We start from the raw sequence: 19,213 nt of genomic DNA, 5'->3' as shown, positions 1-19,213 counted from the left end.
TGTTTGCGCTGAATTCTCTGCTTATCACAGATAGTTCTCTTATCTCTATCTTAAATGGATTTTGGTTCGCTGATGGCTCTAGAGATATCGCTACACAACGGGCTATCCATTTATGACGCGCTATACATAAAAAAGACAAAAATAGCCATAATAAATCAAATTGGGCGAACTAGTGAGAGAGTGTTCTAAGAGGGTTGAAAGGATCTATGGTGTTATAAGTAGATATCTAGACTTGATCATCGAAGCCATGGGTGGAGGGTTCCAAGAGGTTGAGACTTATATAGTGCTTCTACACCAGCTATATCCTAGATCATCTAGGGAAGAGTTATTGAGAATCGCGTCTGCACATACAGCCCTACAGATCCTGGTAAACATTGTTGTGGGTATGCATGTAGCGGGGGATAAGGATATAGATGCTATGTGCTATGGCTATGGGCTTGAGAGATATGGGGTTCTAGTAGATCCCCTATTATTATGGTGGAGATCTGGTGGAGTGGGTGATGATCTCTTCACAAGGATCTGCAAGGATCTTGCCCAGGAGGTTATGATGGCTAGCGCCGCCGATATAGCCTTTGGAAACATCTTTGACAAATTATATAGCAGGCTTGTTGGCAGGGATAATAGATACTACATGGGAGAATACTACACACCCCCATGGGTAGCCAGGATAGCTATTGAGAGGGCAAGCATCTATAGCGGAGGCCTAGCTGGCAGGATCATCGCTGACCCGGCATGCGGATCTGGTGTCTTCCTCGCCCATGCTTTGAGGGCTAAAATGCTCACAGGTGAAGACCCTATAAAGGCCTTTCAAAGCATATGGGGGTTAGATATAAACCCCATGGCTGTCATCATCTCGAGGGCTAGGATGCTAGTTGCTTTTAAAGCATTAACCGGGCTGGATCCCAGAGAACCGCCGAGGATCTTCCGCGGGGATTTCATAGATGCCCTTACAATGCATTCAACGGATCTGAATCGCTATAACGATCGGAGTAATCTGCTTTCTAACGAAGATCAAAAGATCAAAGAGGATCTGGGCAGGGATAGTATCAAGGCAGATGTGGTTGTGACAAACCCCCCATGGCTGGAACTCAACGAGCTTCCGAAAACCCCGTGGGGTATGCGTGTTAGGAGATATGTTAGGAATAGCATTATCAGAACATGTAGCGAGAAAATACCGGGTCTCTCTAAAGCATCTTGGAAAGGGGATCTCTCAGCTGTGTTTCTAGACCTCTCCCTCAGACTCGTTGGTAAGGGAGGGGTTGTAGGAATTCTACTCCCAGCCAATCAATCTTATAGCGGTTCTCCATCGCCCCATGGGGCTGGCAAGCTCCTCACCCTAGCGATTATCATGAGATGGAGGGCTTCTGGAGAGATCCTATATCTTGGAGACATCTTCGGCCACGGGATCCACGCATCCCTAGCTATTCTTAAAAGGGGTTTAGATCTACCTAGATGTTGATCTTATCCTCATAGAAAAGGCTAGAATAGATATAACCATCTGTGCAGAGAGATTCGCAACAGCTGTATAGATATATATGCTCTCAATATCTAGAACACCTGAGTATACCTGGAGCAGGAGACTCGCAGACGCGGTGGGGGGTAGGATAGCTATCCATCTAACCCACTCTGGGAGAAGAGTTATTGGATAATATACCGGTGGGAATACTGAGAGGCCAAGACCCAATATACTTGCTAATGGCCATACAAGCCTCTCCGTCTTTATATAGGTTGATAGGAGAAATACTATGAAGGATACTGTGATCCATAGAGACGCTGTTAGTATCAATATATATAGTAGCCCTAGAACATCCCTTATGAGGCCGTAGAGGTAGAGGAGTAGGAGGAAACCTGCTATCGAGGGGCTGCCCCAGATATATGCTGATAATGCCAGCCCAAGTATATATGACCAGTAAGGCGTTGGGGTTGCTAGGAACATCTCCTGAAGCTTTAGACTAGATCTATACCAAATTATATCACCGAGAAGACCAAATGTTGAGGATGCCATGGAGAGCACAACACCTCCTATTAGGGCGTAGTTTATAGCCTCATACCTCCCTATCACTAGGATGAGGAAGAAGAAGGAGAAGGGGGATAGGAAGGATGATATAACCCAGAGCGGGTTGTTCCTCATCGGTATATATCCATTGAATATCGCCAGGTATACCATAGATCTAAGGCTCCTCATAAACCCCATATAGATCCCCTCCATTGAGTATCAATATATCAGCAACACCCACAGACCTAACCCTAGCCCTTAAACCAGATCTGAGTATAGATCTTAGAGCCCTCTCAGCATCAGCCTCATCCCTGTAATAGGTAACAGTTATACCTCTGATCCTCACCACCCTATCACCATCTATCCTAACACCATCGCCATAGACCTCCACAACCCTTGAGAAGCCGATCCCCTCTACAACACTCTTCAGAGGCCCCTGAGCAACAACCCTTCCAGAGACCATCGCAACTACATAGTCCGCTATAGCCTCCACCTCATCTGGATTATGGCTTGTCATAACAATCGTAGACCCCTCCTCCTTTATCCCTAGCATGCTGCTCCAGAAACCCCTCCTGGCTATCGGATCCAAGCCGGATGTGGGCTCGTCGAGAAAGACCAGCTCAGCTTTAGAGGCTATAGCTGCTGCAGCTACAACCCTCTGCTGGGTTCCCATGGACAGCTCATTACACTTTGTATTAGCATATCTCTCCAACCCAAGCTCAGACAATATCTCCCTAGCCCTCGACATAGCCTCTGACCTAGATAGCCCTCTATAGGCTAGATAGGTTGATATAAACTGGAGAGGCGTTGAAAACCCCGGGGGAAGGCTACCCTGGGGCATAAGAGCCACCCTACTCCTCACACGCTCAGGCTCTCTAGCAACATCTACCCCGAGAACCTCTATATAACCAGATGTAGGTTTTAAAACACCCGATGCGATCCTTATGAACGTTGTCTTCCCAGCCCCATTACTCCCAACCAAAGCCGTGATCTTTCCACATGGTATGTCAACGGATACCCCTTTCAAAGCCTCAACCCTATTCCCAAATATCTTCCAGAGATCCCTAGAAGATATGCATCCCATGCCAAGGCCCTCTAATCTTTGATGCACCATAGAGATAGAGGTGTGGGAGAATATTAAGCCCAGGATTCTAGATAGATAGCTATGTATCTATATTTATGGGCATAAGGCCCATATATGGTTATACCACAATACCGATATTAGATACTTTCTTTGGGGAGTTGTTATAGCAGCATTAGCATTGATACTTCTCAGCAATCCACAGCAAGTTATGGCACAATATTATATTATTGGGGGGAGAGCTAGAGACACTCCAGATATAGAAAGGCTTTGCTACCCAACACTCTATACTTTATTCTCTTCGTAACATCCCTAGGATCCACGGTATCTCTGGGAGATCCAGGGCTGATCCGTAGGATCTGTCTCAACGCTACATAAGCTCTTATCTCCTTTTGTCTTATTGAAGAGATATAGCTATTTATTCTTTGTCTCTTTCTCTAAAGCTTCTACAAATCTCTCGACCTCGTTAAACCATTTATTAAACTCCTCTTCTACGTCTTCTCTAGGATATTCTCCATGATAGAAGTATTTTATATGTAGAATATCTATGAGTTCTTTGAATTGCTTGTTATATGGTTCTGGAAGCATTCTCCTTAGCAATCCCCATCTAGAGACCTCTGTCGATAGATAGGTCATCACGGCTATTCTCGCGGCATGGAATAATGAATCGAATGCTTCTCTGAATAACCTGTCTCTATCTAGAGTCTCTGAAGTCTCTTTAGCGAGATTAAATATTCTCTTAGCTACTCTCAGCGTTGCCTTGGCTTCATCAAATGTTGGATCTCCAAGCATCCTGGCATACTCTAGCAGGTGTTTCCCATCGCCGTAGAGTATGTTGAACGCCCCCAGGACTCCTCTTATAAAATCATCTCTAAGCTTCCTGCCAACCTCAATAACAAATATATCTACATTAAATGGTGGTGATACCTCCTCAACAGCGTCTAGATAAACCTCATAGTCTTTAGGATTTTTAGTAATAACAAGCAGATCAACATCTCTAGCATGCTCAGAAGCATAAACAGAAGAACCGAACTGGATGACCTCAACTATCTCAGGATCATACTCAAGAAGCCTATTACATATCCTCGTCAGCCATTCCCTAAGATCTCTACCCGATACACTCATTTATAACACCTATAGAAATACTTGCCATAGTAAGATATAGCAAGTCATATATCCCAAAATCTCCCTCAAAAGACAAACTAATTAAGGAGTAATTAAAAGCATCATAAGAGGGAAAACGCTATGGGCCGAGGAACTCCTCAGGCTTTGGAGGCTCTGGCTTCAGCCCCTTCCTCTCCCTTATCCTGCGAACGAGCTCTGGTAACATGTTATCAGGTACTGGGGCCCATCTGCTGAACTCTGTACCCCAGAGTGCTCTGCCGGAGGTCACGCTTCTAAGAAGTGCTGCGAGATCTATGCTCTCTGCTATAGGTATCTCTGATATGATTCTAACCCAGTTACCATATAGCTCTAGAACATTCAATATCCTCCCCCTCTTCTTGCTTATAACGCCTGTTACATCACCTATATAGTCTGCTGGGATCTTTATATCTAGCTTCTGTATAGGCTCTAGAAGGGTTGGCTTTGACATGAGCATCCCAGCGTATATCGGGTTCCTAGTAGCTGGGTAGAGCTGTGCAGGGCCTCTGTGAGCCGGGTCCTCGTGGATCACAGCGTCATGCAGTATTACCTTCACACCCCTGACAGGCTCCCTAGCAAGTGGCCCCTCCCTCATGGCTAGTCTGAATCCCTGTATAATCGTGTCCCTAACCTCTCTTAGGTGCTGGACACCGCTTGTCATATCAACGAATACATTTATATTCTCATCTATAGCCCATATCCTCCTAGCCTCGTCATAGTCCCAGGACGCCTTATCCCTCAGGATCCTTGCCCTCTCACGCGGATCCTGATCTTCTGTCACATCACCAGAAGCTATGAGGGCTATCGTCTCCTCGTTCAGAGGCTCAACGCTTATATATAGCTTGTTATGCTTGTTAGGAGACTTGCCTTCCAGAATCTGGCTCTTACCCCTTATACTCTCTCTATAGACTATCAGGGGCTGTGATGTCTTCACCTCAATACCGTAGTTCTCCTTGAGGAGGGTTAGAGCAACCTCTAGATGCACATGCCCCATCCCGGATAGGAGGTACTCACCTGTCTCTTCGTTGATGCGGAGCACTAGGTTGGGATCCTCTATTGTTAGCTTCTTCAGAGCCTCGATCATCTTGGTGAGCTCAGCGGGGTTCTTAGGCTCGAGGGCTATGGTCACCACTGGCTCCGATATATATGAGATCTTCTCGAATGGAACCATCATATCCTTGAACCTAGGATCTACAACAGTCTCTCCAGACCTAGCCCTATCAAGGCCAAGCACAGCAGCTATATTGCCAGCCGGTAGCCTCCCCACCTGCTCCCTGAAGGGCCCCATATATATGCCTACCTGGAGAGCCCTCTGAGAGATCTTTGAGTTGACTAGATATAACTCCCTACCCTCATCCAACACACCCGAGAGTATCCTACCAGTTGCTACGAAGCCAGCGTGGGGGTCGTGCCTCATATCGTTTATAAGGAATACAGTTGGTCCATTGGGGTCTGCCTCGAGCATTGCTCTACCGATCTCCGAGTCTAGAGGCCCCTTCCAGATCTTTGGTATCCTATATTTCTGCGCCTCCCTCGGGTTCGGCACATGTTTTATAACCATCTCCAATATAGCCTCGTGGATCGGTATCTTCTTCTGCAGAGCCTCTACATTCTCCCTCTTACCACTCTCATAAGCAGCTATGAGATCAGGTATCTTAACTCCCTTCCTCTGGCTATATGGAATTGTAAGGCCTATCTTATCCCTCGCAGCTCCGAAGGCCACATGCCCCTTAACAGGGTCTAGCTTCCAAGCCTGCTTGAACTCAGGCTCCGCATATGTCTCTATGAGATTGTTTATCTCCCTGATGATCTGGACGAATCTATTCTGTATCTCCTGAGGGCTCATCCTAAGCTCTCTGATCAGCCTATCTATTTTATTTATAAATAGAAGGGGTCTCACCCTCTCCTCGAGGGCCTGCCTCAACACAGTCTCGGTCTGGGTCATAACTCCCTCTACAGCGTCGACAACAACTATCGCTCCATCCAGAACCCTCAGGCTTCTAGAGACCTTTCCACTGAAATCCACATGCCCTGGGGTATCGATGAGGTTGATCACGTAGGGCTTGCCCTCGAATTCGAAGTAGAGGCTTATGTTTGCAGCCTTAACAGTTATGCCCCTCTGCTGCTCAACAGTTAGATAGTCCAGCGCCAAGACCTCTCCGGCTAGCTTCTCAGAGATTATCCCTGCAGCAGCTAGAAGCGTGTCTGTGAGGGTTGTCTTTCCATGATCCACATGGGCTATAATACCTATGTTCCTAACCTGTTCAGGGTTACCAACTATTTTGAGGATCTGCTCGACCGTCTTGTATCTGGGCAACTTCTCCCTACCATGTTATATGGGTATAGAAACTATATAGGATTAACGCTTCGCCACGCTATCTACCAGGGATCCTAAGGATCCTCGAGATCGCTTTGCTAATAACCATCGATATGATCAAAACCCCTGCCAGGGTTAGCACGAGGATAGCTGATGCCCTGTGGATCAGCTGTGGATCATATATTATAAGCCCTGCTATCAGAGGCGTTATAGGTGATGGATGCGATGCAGATACACTCACACTCCCAATCAGTATGAGGCTCGTGCTCACCTCGGTAGCAACCTGGATAGATGATATAGCATGTCCAGCCCTGATCGAGGAGAAGGACATTGGAAAGCCTATACCCCACATGGTTCTAAATGGGGTTGAACCTAGGTTCTCCGAGGCCTCCTCATAGGATCTCGGGATCCTCTGGAGAGAAGCCTCAACAGGTCTAACCATATATGGTAGCCTCCTAATTGTATATGTAGCGAGGAGATAGATCCATGGGAGATATACTGGATCCAACCAAGATCCTCTGAAGATGCTGTGAAACATCTGATAATAAGCTATCCCAACAGCAACCCCGGGGATTACAAGAGGGGCTATAGAGAGGATCTCAATAGCTATAGCCTGTACCCCACTATACCTCATAGATATATATGAGGCTATATACCCTAGAACCATTATGAGGCTCGAAGATATAGCTGTATATATAAGTGTGTTTATAACAGCTCTATAGTAGTATGGGGTAGCGATTACAGATACATAGTTATCAAAACCAGCAAAACCCGGTAGAGGTCTTGAGAACCACCCCTCTGTAAATGAGTATATAAGCACAAGTAGGTTTGGAGCAAGGGATAGGATTAAAAGGGTCGATGCAAAAACCCTTATAATAGATCCCCAAGGGCCATGTGCATCTATATATATCATCCTAGCAGATACCACCCCAAATCTAGAGGATACAAGATATCTATAGAATATAAGTAGAACAGCTATGGATATAACCACCATTATCAAGACATAGGAAACTATTCTAGGGCTAACCTGGTAGCCATATTCGGAGATAAATCCAAAGTATGCCTGGTATGATATTAGGTTTCTAGCATAGTTATGCCTGCTAAAGGCTATAGGTCCAACCAGATCTTCAAGAGATAGGATAAAAACGAGGGATGCAACAGCTATTATAGCCGGCCTCATAAGAGGTAACAGGATTTTATAGATAGTAACACATAATCTCCCACCGAGGTTTGAGGATACATCTAACAGGGATCTATCTATGTTCTCTGCATATGATAGAAGGAGTAGGTGGGATAATGGGTAGAAGTGGATCATCTGGTAGATAGCAACACCGGCTATCCCATCGATAGCTATTCTAAACCCCAACCCTAGGAGACCTAGGAGCTGGTTGAGAAGCCCATAATCCCTATGGAATATATGGATCACAGCATAGGCTGATAGAAAGGGCATTGGTATCGATGATGCTAGGGGAACTAGATATCCAACTAACCATCTACCCCTATCCATGCTGAGGATCGCTATGACCGAGAATATGGAGAGGGGTATTACAACTGCTGTGACTATGAGTGATAGTAGGATTGAGTTTAGAAGGGGGCCGAAGTCATATCCAGCTATATATATGAGTTTATACCCACCATAATCATATATAGTATATAGCTCTCCATCAGGAGGGATCTTAATGCCTAGAATAACATCTAGGAGGGAGTATGGAGAAGTGCTTGTAGAGAAGAGATATGCTAGTGGTATTATTAAAAGGGCTATGAATATTGCGAGGAAAGCTGTTGAGAGAGCTCTAAACCCCTTCTCAACCAGCTATCTTCACCCTAGGCTCGATAATATCGAGTTATATCTAGCTATGGCTGCCTTCTTAACAGATGATTTGAAGGCATCAACATTAGCTGGGTTTGTAAGCATATTGTTTATCCTCGATGCAAAATCCTTTGTAAATATAGATTTGGTTCCGTTGAACTCTATCTCGAGTGGTGATCCTATCCTGTGGACTAGATCCTCTATGTCTCTCTGAGATAGCCTCCCAGCCTGGTATAGGGATACCGCTTTACCCCATATCCTCTTGAGCAGGCTATTCGCATCAGGATCCGCTATAGCTGCCTCGAAATAGTATATAGCTGAGAGCTCCCACCTAGATGCATCCTCAGGGTTATATGGATATATATTGCCCTCAGCCCTCCTATAGATCTCCTCGAGAGCGGTGCCCCTGGGTAGTTGGTATGGTAGGTAGTAGAATAGCTCTGCAAGGGCTTTCTGACCCTCATCACTTAATAGCCAGAGTATGAAGGCCTCAGCCGCGGCCTTGTTCTTTGTATTCCTAGCTATTGCAACAGGGCTTATATCTGGTAGCAAGCCCTTCTCAGCTATTATAAACTCCGCCTTACCACCACTGGCATTCACAGCCCTCAAGCCATATACAAGCACGGTTGGCGCCGCACCTGAAACGCCTGAGGCAACATCGTCTCTAGCCCTCTCAGAGCTCTCAACGATCTTCGAGTTAGCCCCTATTATAGCTAGTATCTCCCAACCCCTGTCCCACCCATATTTCTGTAGGATCAGCTGTATTGTCCTCGCGGCCGTTGTGCTCTTAGAAGGCATTGGAAATGATATCGCTGGATCTCCTTTGAGGAGGGAGGCGGAGAAGTTGGGGGATGCTAGATCCTCCCAGGATCTTGGCTTTGGAAGCGAGTATCTGGATAGATAGTCGTTGTTAACAGTGAAGCTGAAGATCGTTCTAGAGACTGATAGAAAGCATATATTACCCCTATCGTCTCTAAACATCTCAGCACCTATAGAGCTTGCCCTCGATATTATCTCGCTATTTGTTATAGGTTCTAGATATCCATCTCTACATAAAGATGAGTAGACAGCGTAGCCCCCCACAAAGAATATATCCACAGCCCCGCTCTCAACAAAGGATCTCCACTTACCAACATCCTCCTTCCTAAACTCGACATCGATAATCCCAGCTCTAGATGCTAGCTCGCTCCTAAGAAACCTCTCTCTAAGAGCATTCCCCTCCTCAGGAGCAAGCCTTGTGATCACTACTAGCTTAACCTCCCTCTTCTGCTGCACCTGTGGAGCCCCTCCGAATATGAGCCAGATCCCTATGGATGCTGCTATTATCGCTATAACCACTACCCCTATGATCAGAGCTCTGCTAGGCATTCAGACACCTCATAATACTATATATGATCAGGCTTTAAAGAAGAATTATAGGGAATCTATAGCTGTGGGAAAAATTATTGAGAAAAAAGGGCTTTAGTCCTTCCTAGCAACTGTTATCTCTATCGTAGATACCCTCGAGGTCCTGCCACCCTCTCTAGAGACCTCTTGACTGCCGATATTAATGCTTGTAATAGCTAGCTTGTCCTTTAGGAACCTGCTTCTAAGGATCTCCACAGTATCTACAGCCTTGCTTATAGCCCTGCCCCTAGCCTTTATAACCACCTTATCCATCCCCTGGTTGAACAGTGTTAGGGTGGCTAGGACATAGTTTATAGCCGGTTTCTTACCCACTAGAACCACGTTCTGGGGCTGCTGAGCCATTTCTCCGCCCACCGCAGCCCAGTATATGATGAAGAGCTTAAATATCTTTCCCTGCAAAACGATCGAGGATCTATGTTGCCGAAGAACATCAAGATCTATGTGGAACTAGAACCGCCCTCACCCCTCAAGCCTTTGTCTGCTGTTTTTGGTTTTTATGTTGGTTTATAGATGTTGATAGCATTCTTGGGGTGTGATGCCTATAATCTTTCCTGCTATAAATGGGTATTAAGAGGCCACTATGATCTCTATGAGCAGTTGCGAGGGGGATGAAGTCAGCCGATGAAGCCCCCCATATCCCCGAGGAGAGGCTAGCTCCCGAAGGACGGTGGGAAGGCTGGATAGGGGGTGATGAGACGAAGGGCTAAAAGCCCGGTAAAACCAGAACCCCTTTTCAAAACCCTATTAACATCTTCTAACAATACATCCCATTTATAACTCTTATAGAACCCCTGAGATAGAGGCTCACATACTTCTCAGGCTCGCCATAGTTGCTTAATGGCTTTTCTCGAAAAGATGTCTCTGTAAATGCCGTGCTGATCGATGAGATTCTCTATTATAGAGCGAGATTTTTAATGCGATTAGAAGTAAAATATTAGTGGAGATATGCTATGGGGAAGGTTTTTATAGGTTTGATAAGAGATCATAAGACTAGGATTGGAAGGATAAAGGGTTTTAAGAGGGATATATGTGGCCGTAAGGGTGAGGGTGAGAATAACTAGAAATGGAAAGGAGATTGTGACGAGTGCTCTAGCGAATAGCGGGTATGAATCTGAAACACCTCAGGTGTTATTACCTACAGAGGCTGCTGAGATGCTTAGCCTCTGGCCTCCGGCGAGGAGTCTTGAAGAAACAGTCTTTGATACAGCGGGTGGGCCTCTAAGAGTTTGGGTAGCCTCGAAGGCTGTTAAGGTCAAGGTCGTTGTAGAGGATGTAGATACACCCTTTGTTGAAGCTGACGCCATTATATCGCCTATAGCAGATGAGATCTTATTAAGCGATAAAATGATAAGTGAGCTAAATATAGCTTTAGAAGATCCTGGTAGAGGGTATTGGAGATTCACATGGGAAGGGAGAGAAATTAGGAGAAGAAGCGAGCCACCTAAATATTGGAAATAGTGCAGCAGTCATCCACTCTAATACCATAGTCTTGAAAATGAGAAGGGTTTCTATTATTAGGCTTTAATGCTGAAAACATTTGCTTTGTTTTTATAGAGGGATCAAAGCATGTGAATATATGGTTTAAAATAGAAATATATGTTGAAGATTGTTCTAGCAGACAGAGACGGAAGAGACGAGGATATGCATAAATGTGAGGAGCTGGCATCAAAGATGAAGCTATGAAGCCTATATATCATATTTTATTTTTTATCTTTCCACCTGCTCCTCCTCTACTCTTACCACTCTACCTAGTTTCACGATCTTATCTGGATACACCACTATCCCTTTATCTGTTATATCGAATCTATGCCTCTTAAGACTATGGCTAGTCCCCCTCATCTTCCATACTATGAGGCTTCTGATCAGCTGTCCATCTACCTCATCTAGGTCGAGCCTTATTATCCCGTCCGCGGCATGCTCAACACCTGGGCCTCCAAAGCCCCTCTCTGTTACCGAAACCTGGCTCACGAGGATCCCTGTTAGCCCTAGCCCTGCTAACACCCGCTTGAGGGACATAACGATTTTTCTCGCCATGGCGGGTTTCGCTAGGTAGAGGGTTGAGACGGAATCTACAGCTATTCTCTGGGCGTTCGTCTCTTTTATAGCATTTCTCAGCACATCTAGAAACTCATCTATATTATCTATATCGCTAACAACATATTTCTCCCTCTTAGCAGCCTCTCCAATCCCGCCTGTGAATGCATCTACTATAGCGAATATGCCATCCTTCTCATATCTCCTCACATCCCATCCAAACTGGGACATGTTAACCCTAACCTGCACGGGATGTTCCTCAAGGGCTACGAAGATACCTGGCTCCCCCATTTGGAGGCCGTTCCACAGATATTGGTATGAGAAAATAGACTTTCCAGTCCCAGGCCCGCCGCTGAGGAGAACCACGTTTCTCTTCGGAATACCGCCGTTTAGGATCTCATCTAAACCCGGTATCCCTGTTTTAACCCTTTCAACCAAGGATCTATATCACCCCTCGCCACTCCACTCCTTAAGTAATATTATGGAGAGGGATAAGTTATTTCTGCTGTACCCTAGATCTAGATATCTGTGTAGACGCTGATCTCTGTTGCCTAGCCTGTGTACCTGGTGTTTGTTGCTGCTGCCTAGCAACAGAAGGTCCGCCTGGCCTAGCCCATGGACTCCACGCAGGGTTAGGACATTGAGGCCTCTCCCTACATGTGATACAGCTCATATAACATATATTCTCGAGGGGATGGAGATAACAAGGCTTAACAATATTATAGGATCCACACCAGTCACACCTCATCCAATATATACCCATACTCGCCCCAGCAAAAATTAAAAGGGTTAGATAGAATATAAATAATGGGCCGGTAGCTCAGCCTGGAAGAGCGCTCGGTTTGCACCCGAGAGGACCCGGGTTCAAATCCCGGCCGGTCCACCACTTCATAAAACCTTCTAGAAACATGACCCAATTATTATATATCCCTCTGCATCGCTAAAAAGAGGATCGTGATTCTGTAAAAGCTAGCCAGGACTGTTTCTAACCTCCTCCCCACCCTAAAGGACGAGGCTTATGGCTATAAATCTAGGGTATAGCTGTTGAAGAGCTTTAACCAAGGAGCTAAAATCTATGAGTTATGTATGAGACACATAGGATCATCATGGTTTATGAGATAAACATCATTAGATATCTTAATACTTAATCCAGAGCATATACCATATTCTTAAAAGCATAACCGCTACCAACGTCAAAAAGTGGTGGGGCAAACGAGGAATAAAGAAGAAGCCCTAACTCTGAAGATACTCCGCTTAGTAGAAAATCTCCATGAGAAGCCCTATTGAGAATAATTACCAAGGAAGTCTCTATCTAAAGATACTCAGTATCTCTGCTAATCTATAGCTTTTCACAATCTCCACTCTTTAAGGATAGATGCCTAGCTATTAATTTCGGAACCATGAGTATCAATAGACCTCTCTAGATCTTCTAGTAGCTTCTTCATAACCCTAGCATTTCCTAGCATATAGTGATTGTTATTGAAGAAAACATAGATTCTACTCGGCGCCCTCTCGATCACCATTAAGGCTATATGCTTTAACTCCTCAGCACTATAGTCATAGAGATACCACATGCTTCTACCATGTAGCCTAAGGTATATGGTGTCTCCGCTACTATTAATCCATGTTGCTATAGGTGAGTCTATAGATACAAGAGTCACCTCTAGATCCCTGCAAAGGTCTATAGTGGCCTCGTTAAACCAGGATTCATGTCTAAACTCCACAGCCAATCTCCACCCCAGATCTATACTTCTGATGTAGTTCGAAAGCCTAGCTATATTCTCCTTAGTAGCTCTAAAGCTCGGCGGTAGCTGTAATAAATAGAAGTCTATAAGATCATCCATAGGTTTGAAGATCTCTACAAACCTATCCCAAATCTCCAAAGCCTTATCAGATAGCTTATAATAATGAGTTATATATCGGTTAACCTTAACAGACCATCTAAGATCTCTTCCTTTTAAAACCCAGCTTCTAACCTGCGAGGGATATGGTATTCTATAGAATGAAGCATTAAGCTCTACAGCGTTTAAGCCAGAGTGCTTGAGATACCAATCTAAGCTATTATTTGGATTCCAGTCGTAGAGCCATCCCGAGGTTCCAACATAAATATCCATCTTAATCCTACTCCTAAGGGCTACCGAATATCATTTAGAGTCGAGAGCCTTATACATAGCGGCGCCATTAGAGTCTCTATATTTGCCCCCAGCTGTATTAACGCTATAGAGCCTAACCTCAAAGCTGATTCTCGCAATAGTATAGTTATAACTAAAAGCCTATCTTTTAGACCAAGGAGAAGATCAGGACTGTTGATCCTAGATCTCAACATTACACCTATTTATTTAATTTTTAAATATTGGGTTTTTCTCACTATAATACTATACATTGAACTAGATCCACAGATAGGATTCAGCTCCTAATTATCCACCCTTTTAAAGCTTACCTCTGGCGCTCTTTAACCATCAATATGGAAAGAACAGGGTTTCAATTTAAAGCTTCTTTTCCACTAATTAGCAAGATCTTCTTGAGACATTGAGAAACCGATCCTCTTCTGGCATAGAAAGCAATGTTTTTAATTATAGCAATTAATTTAAAATTATCCTCATAGATCTGCAGATCTATAAATCTAAGATCTAGAATATGCTTTAAAAATAAAGAGTGGGAAATGCTTAGCCAGGTTTGATTCTATCCAAAAGGGTCTTTAAAATGAAGATATGTTTCTGCTTTGAATAAAACAGTTTATTCTCTAGCAGATGAGATGATCTTCGAGGGGCTCAGCTTTTTAATATACGGTCAAGAGTTCTCCATGGTGGAAAATATAAATTGTAGAGGCTTTGTCTAAATATATATTTCGAGGCGATCTATATCTCTTGGGATGCATCTATGGAGCTCAGATCTATAGGTATTCATCTAAGGACTGGGGGTGTCCGAGTCTATGTTAATGATGCCTGGGATAGGGCTATATCTAGGTTCTATCTAAAGCTCTCCGAGAGCTTGGGCAAGGTCTTTGCAGCTTTGATAGCCCTTAACGAGGAGGAGGAGGTTTATGAGAGCAATGTTCTTGTTATAGTCAAGAGCAAAGATCCAGAGATCGTGAAAGAGATCCTGAGGATCAAGAGGGAGGTGGAGAAGGAATACGGAGAGAAGATCGTTATAAGCCCCTTCATAGCAAGAGAGGATGAGGCGAGCGTAATAGATGCGTTCCAAAAAACTTCTAGAGATGAGAATATGGATCGAGAGTTACTGAAAATAGCCATCAATACTTTCTCTGCAAGGCTGAGGGAAGCGGGATATGCCTTGAAGGTGTTGATCCCGGAGGAGGAGGTTTATGAGAGCAATGTTCTTGTTATAGTCAAGAGCAAAGATCCAGAGATCGTGAAAGAGATCCTGAGGATCAAGAGGGAGGTGGAGAAGGAATACGGAGAGAAGATCGTTATAAGCCCCTTCATAGCAAGAGAGGATGAGGCGAGCGTAATAGATGCGTTCCAAAAAACTTCTAGAGCAGGCAATTAAAGATCTCGAGATAGGATGTTACGACAAGGCTGTCTCAGCAGCCTATTTCGCAGTTAGAAAAGCGGCTGAAGAACTGCTCAGAAGTTTAGGGGAGCATATACCGAGAAGAGATGACAAATTAGCCAATGCTGTCGAGAACAAAGGGCTTGCCGAGATAGCTGATACCTTGAGGATGCTGTATAGCTATAGAAAGGATGCTGACTATGGAAATGGGGTGACACGGGAGATAGCCGTGATATGTGTGGAGAGTGCAAAGAGAGCGTTAGATATTTTGTTGGATATGATCGAAGGCATAAATGGTTCTACATATAAAGATCTTATCTAATTCAGTTGTTTCGAGAACCTTGTTGTATGATAAATGCTTTGTTTTTATTGATAATACCTCGAAAAATTTCTTAATATGGTGCAGTACCTAGTTATCCTTATTTGGTGGAAATTCTTTTGGTTTATGCTTATATTTTCCTTCTATATCTGTTTTGTGGGGCCATATTAGGAGGTAGGATGGGCCTCTGTAGAAGGGGTCTTAGAGGCGCTCTATATCTAGAGGATGGATCTCTATTCGAGGGCTGTGGCTTCGGATATGAGGGGGTTAGGGTTGGAGAGGTGGTTTTCACCACATCTATGGTGGGGTATCCTGAGTCTATAACTGATCCTAGCTATAGAGGTCAGATCTTGGTTCTAACACACCCCCTTATAGGGAACTACGGCATAGCAAGAAGATCTCTTAGACTATCTGGGGATATATATCTTCATTTTGAGTCAGAGAAGCCCCAGATAGAGGGGCTAGTGGTTTTTGAGGAAACAAGCCCTAGTCACTGGTCCTCTGAGAAGTCGCTTGATGAGTGGCTGAAGGAGAACGGGGTTCCAGGTGTATCTAGAGTTGATACCAGGGGCATTGTTAAGAAGCTGAGGGAGAGAGGTGTTATGATGGGTGTCATAGCTACTTGGAGTGGTGATGATCTAGATATTGAGGAGCTTAAAGAGATCCTGACTAGGAGTCCTAGGTATGAGGATATCGCATATGCATATCAAGTCTCACCTAGAGAGCCTATGGAGCATGGAGATGGGGGTGAGGTAATAGCTATTCTCGACTGTGGTGTTAAACACGGCATCCTCAGAGAGATTGTCTCTAGGGGGTTCAGGGTTGTGAGGTATCCATGCTGGTCGGATCCCTCAGATGTTGTTAGAGATGCAAGGGGTGTTATTATAAGCAATGGCCCTGGAAACCCCTTAGTCCTCAGAGAGGTTATAGAGAATGTCAAGGGGATCCTAGAATATAACATACCAACACTAGGAATATGTCTAGGCCACCAGCTAATAGCCCTAGCATCTGGTGGAGACGTGTTTAAGCTGAAATATGGGCATAGGGGGGCTAACAAACCCGTTCTAGACCTCGAGACGGGCTTGGGATATGTGAGCACCCAGAATCATGGATATGCAGTAGATCTGGAGAGTCTAAGAGAAACAGGGTTCAAACCCTGGTTCATAAACATAGACGATAAAACCCTCGAGGGGATCAAGCATAGTAGCAGGCCAATATTAGGTGTTCAGTTCCACCCAGAGGCTGGGCCTGGGCCATATGACTTAACATGGATCTTCGATCTCTTCGCCAAGCTAGTGACAAAGCAGAGATAGTGCCTAAGCCACTAGTATAGGAGAGCTAGATGAGATCCTTGAGCCTTTTATAAAAGGTATCGGTATCCATAGATATAATTAATACGCTGGAGAATCAGCCCTTACAACCAGCTCATTAAATATATTGAATAGCTGAGATTAAGGCTCAACACAGGTTATAAGATGATGTTGGAACAATGTTAGAGGATCAAGGGGTGGGGTGTGAGTGCATGTGATAAAACAATTATCAAACCTTGCCCTCTAAGGCAGTGCTAGGTTTTTAGCTTCTAATAGAGATATATTTCCCAACAATACTCTGGAATGCTGGGGTGTCCTCTCTGAAGATAATGGTAGTAGGCCTTATAACACATGATGCTGGGAAAACCACTGTTGCTAGGGCCCTTATAAGTGAGCTTGTTTCGAGGGGGTATAGGGTTGGTGTTGCAAAGCCTGTTGCGGGGCATAATATATGGTATCAGCCTGCTTCTGTGAGGAATAGCATTGAGAATCGCATATTGGTTGGTGAGGATGCTGTGGTGCTTAAGAAAACCTCGGGGTCTGAGGATCCTTTGGAGGCTATAAATCCCCTAGATATAGCTCTAGCACCTCTAGACCCTATCCACTATCTCAGGAGTCTTAGAAGCTATGAGGATGCAATGGCATCTATGATATCATCGGCTATTATGCTTCGTATAAGCATATGCGTTGAAGGCGATATAAAGACAGCCCACTATATAGTCTATAGAAGGCTTGAGAAAATACCAGGTGGTGTGAGGAGGGTTGTGGAGGATATAGCCTCTAAGATATATCCCAGACCCATAGCGATCGATGTAGAAGCCCTTGAACAGCTAATCCTAGAGGGCTATGTTGCCTCCGAGACATGCTATAGAGCTATAGCTAATAAGCACCAGATAATGGTTATCGAGAGCTTCAACAACTCAGCATCACCCCTGGCAAGGCTCGAGAACATAGATGCTGTGATAGCTGTTTCCCCAGGCAAGATCCTTATCTATGATGGTTCAACATATCTAAAGGCTCTGAAGGTGATCCTAGGGGTCGAGGGGTCTATACATAGGAGGTGGTGGCCAACAACAAGCGAGGTGCTAAGGCTAATATCACCTATAGAGATCATAGACACACCATATATAGAGGATATAAACCTCTTCGGAGAATTCACAGAAAACCTAGCAGACAAGGTAATAAGCATTTCAAAGGAAGCAAAGGCTTAGCCATGCAAAAAGCTAAACCAGCCGACGATACCGATATAGCCCTTTTAAAGCAAAACCCACCCTTTAAAATATAGAATTATCTGATCAAGCCTCTAAAGGCTTAAAATAGCAAAACCATTAATAATATTATGGGAACCCTCTGAGAGACCCGAACGGGTTGCTATGAGGAGGGGAGCCGGCGGGGTCTTGCAACCCTTTCACACTTCTGCAAGTGATGATCACAGCCGTGAGCTGATCGATGCTGAGCCGTGTTTAAGCTGATCAGATCTTCCACATCTATAAAGCCCTTTTTAAAGTGGTGAGTATCGGGTTCGGAGATCTGGTGTGTGAACTTCTATCCCTTAGAATAATATAGTATAATATTTTCGACTCTTGACAGATAGATCTTATATATTTCAATGCTTATTAGCTATGTCTAGAATATTTTTGGGGTATGTTATGGAGCACGGTCATAGCCTTAATCCCAGCTATCTATATATAGCTGGTGTCTTGATCTTCTTGGGATGTTCTCAGTTCCTCATAGCTATGGTAATAGCTAGCTCCCTATATCCTGGCTATAGCATCTCGAGGAACTATATAAGTGATCTCGGCGCCACGTGTAGGGGTGGGCTATGTGTTGTTTTCCAGCCATCCTCTATTATATTCAATTCATCATCGATCCTCCTCGGAGCATTTCTGATCGCTGGATCTCTATTTATTAGAAGGGGGGGTATGGATAGGCTATTCCAAACAATGATCCTTATCACAGGCATAGGCTCTCTCGGTGTTGGCCTGTTCCCCGAGAGCTATGGGGTTCTACACACGGTTTCAGCATCAATAGCATTTATCTTCGGAGCATCAACGGCAATAGCAGGCTATAGGGTTTTGATGGGCTATGCCAGATTTATCGCCCCTGTTATGGGGGTTCTAGCCTTTGTCTTTCTGGCACTCTTCATAACAGGGAATCATTTAGGCCTAGGGCCTGGGGGTGTGGAGAGGGTTCTAGCCTATCTCGAGCTTCTCTTTGGGATCATGGTTGGCGGCTATCTAATGGGTTTTAGCAGGTCTATGGAATAGCTTATAATGAGTGTTG

At 44.6% G+C, this 19,213-nt stretch carries 17 protein-coding genes and 1 tRNA gene; 8 read left to right on the top strand and 10 right to left on the bottom strand.

All coding sequences use genetic code 11. The features are described from left to right. Window positions 1–172 precede the first annotated feature (172 nt). Window positions 173–1,459 carry an N-6 DNA methylase gene (locus tag QXE01_00410; GenBank protein ID MEM4969694.1) on the top strand — a complete coding sequence of 429 codons (1,287 nt, stop codon included), beginning with the start codon at window positions 173–175 and terminating at the stop codon, window positions 1,457–1,459. Here QXE01_00410 and QXE01_00405 read toward each other — a convergent pair. The 7 genes from QXE01_00405 to albA form a co-directional block, all read right to left on the bottom strand. Continuing rightward, window positions 1,445–2,194: an ABC transporter permease gene (locus tag QXE01_00405; protein ID MEM4969693.1), complete on the bottom strand. Its 750-nt coding sequence runs from the start codon at window positions 2,192–2,194 to the stop codon at window positions 1,445–1,447. The two genes, QXE01_00410 and QXE01_00405, sit on opposite strands and share 15 nt — an antisense overlap. Beyond that, the gene (locus QXE01_00400) at window positions 2,172–3,080 is read right to left on the bottom strand and encodes an ABC transporter ATP-binding protein (GenBank protein MEM4969692.1); all 909 of its coding nucleotides are present in this window, start codon (window positions 3,078–3,080) and stop codon (window positions 2,172–2,174) included. Before QXE01_00400 ends, QXE01_00405 begins: the two co-directional genes overlap by 23 nt. A 411-nt stretch (window positions 3,081–3,491) precedes the next feature. Continuing rightward, window positions 3,492–4,202 (bottom strand): nucleotidyltransferase domain-containing protein, encoded by a 711-nt coding sequence (locus QXE01_00395; protein ID MEM4969691.1) that lies wholly within the window; start codon window positions 4,200–4,202, stop codon window positions 3,492–3,494. Between the two features lie 118 nt (window positions 4,203–4,320). Further along, window positions 4,321–6,537 carry an elongation factor EF-2 gene (locus QXE01_00390; protein ID MEM4969690.1) on the bottom strand — a complete coding sequence of 739 codons (2,217 nt, stop codon included), beginning with the start codon at window positions 6,535–6,537 and terminating at the stop codon, window positions 4,321–4,323. Between the two features lie 58 nt (window positions 6,538–6,595). Then, window positions 6,596–8,044: an ABC transporter permease subunit gene (locus tag QXE01_00385; protein MEM4969689.1), complete on the bottom strand. Its 1,449-nt coding sequence runs from the start codon at window positions 8,042–8,044 to the stop codon at window positions 6,596–6,598. Between the two features lie 312 nt (window positions 8,045–8,356). Beyond that, complete coding sequence (locus tag QXE01_00380; GenBank protein MEM4969688.1) at window positions 8,357–9,715, bottom strand: ABC transporter substrate-binding protein; 1,359 nt, start codon at window positions 9,713–9,715, stop codon at window positions 8,357–8,359. 93 nt (window positions 9,716–9,808) lie between these two features. Continuing rightward, window positions 9,809–10,096, bottom strand: a complete 288-nt coding sequence (gene albA / locus QXE01_00375) for a DNA-binding protein Alba (protein ID MEM4969687.1) — start codon at window positions 10,094–10,096, stop codon at window positions 9,809–9,811. 687 nt (window positions 10,097–10,783) lie between these two features. On the opposite strand from albA, the gene QXE01_00370 reads away from it, so the two are divergent. Continuing rightward, window positions 10,784–11,212 (top strand): hypothetical protein, encoded by a 429-nt coding sequence (locus tag QXE01_00370; GenBank protein ID MEM4969686.1) that lies wholly within the window; start codon window positions 10,784–10,786, stop codon window positions 11,210–11,212. 249 nt (window positions 11,213–11,461) lie between these two features. On the opposite strand, the gene QXE01_00365 is transcribed toward QXE01_00370, so the two are convergent. Beyond that, window positions 11,462–12,226, bottom strand: coding sequence for a KaiC domain-containing protein (locus QXE01_00365; GenBank protein ID MEM4969685.1), 765 nt, complete (start codon window positions 12,224–12,226; stop codon window positions 11,462–11,464). 58 nt (window positions 12,227–12,284) lie between these two features. Further along, a complete protein-coding gene (locus QXE01_00360; GenBank protein MEM4969684.1) occupies window positions 12,285–12,461 on the bottom strand; it encodes a hypothetical protein in 177 nt (58 codons plus the stop codon). 136 nt (window positions 12,462–12,597) lie between these two features. Here QXE01_00360 and QXE01_00355 point away from each other — a divergent pair. Then, window positions 12,598–12,674: transfer RNA gene (locus QXE01_00355), tRNA-Ala, on the top strand. Between the two features lie 493 nt (window positions 12,675–13,167). On the opposite strand, the gene QXE01_00350 is transcribed toward QXE01_00355, so the two are convergent. Then, a complete protein-coding gene (locus QXE01_00350) occupies window positions 13,168–13,902 on the bottom strand; it encodes a DUF72 domain-containing protein (GenBank protein ID MEM4969683.1) in 735 nt (244 codons plus the stop codon). Between the two features lie 766 nt (window positions 13,903–14,668). Here QXE01_00350 and QXE01_00345 point away from each other — a divergent pair. The 5 genes from QXE01_00345 to QXE01_00325 all read left to right on the top strand — a co-directional run bounded on the left by QXE01_00345 (window position 14,669) and on the right by QXE01_00325 (window position 19,197). Further along, complete coding sequence (locus tag QXE01_00345; GenBank protein MEM4969682.1) at window positions 14,669–15,298, top strand: hypothetical protein; 630 nt, start codon at window positions 14,669–14,671, stop codon at window positions 15,296–15,298. Next, entirely contained in the window at window positions 15,264–15,623 is a 360-nt protein-coding gene (locus QXE01_00340; GenBank protein ID MEM4969681.1) for a HEPN domain-containing protein, read from the top strand. The genes QXE01_00345 and QXE01_00340 overlap by 35 nt, the downstream gene beginning before the upstream one ends. A gap of 176 nt (window positions 15,624–15,799) precedes the next feature. Beyond that, the gene (carA, locus tag QXE01_00335) at window positions 15,800–16,933 is read left to right on the top strand and encodes a glutamine-hydrolyzing carbamoyl-phosphate synthase small subunit (GenBank protein ID MEM4969680.1); all 1,134 of its coding nucleotides are present in this window, start codon (window positions 15,800–15,802) and stop codon (window positions 16,931–16,933) included. Between the two features lie 308 nt (window positions 16,934–17,241). Next, the gene (locus tag QXE01_00330; GenBank protein MEM4969679.1) at window positions 17,242–18,141 is read left to right on the top strand and encodes a hypothetical protein; all 900 of its coding nucleotides are present in this window, start codon (window positions 17,242–17,244) and stop codon (window positions 18,139–18,141) included. A 438-nt stretch (window positions 18,142–18,579) separates the two neighbouring features. Next, the gene (locus tag QXE01_00325) at window positions 18,580–19,197 is read left to right on the top strand and encodes a DUF998 domain-containing protein (GenBank protein ID MEM4969678.1); all 618 of its coding nucleotides are present in this window, start codon (window positions 18,580–18,582) and stop codon (window positions 19,195–19,197) included. Window positions 19,198–19,213 lie beyond the last annotated feature (16 nt).

The sequence above is a fragment of the Sulfolobales archaeon genome, from assembly GCA_038897115.1.
Lineage (GTDB): Archaea > Thermoproteota > Thermoprotei_A > Sulfolobales > AG1 > AG1.
The sequence above is the reverse complement of the archived record's forward strand: the minus strand, read 5'-3'. Positions and strand labels throughout refer to the sequence as shown.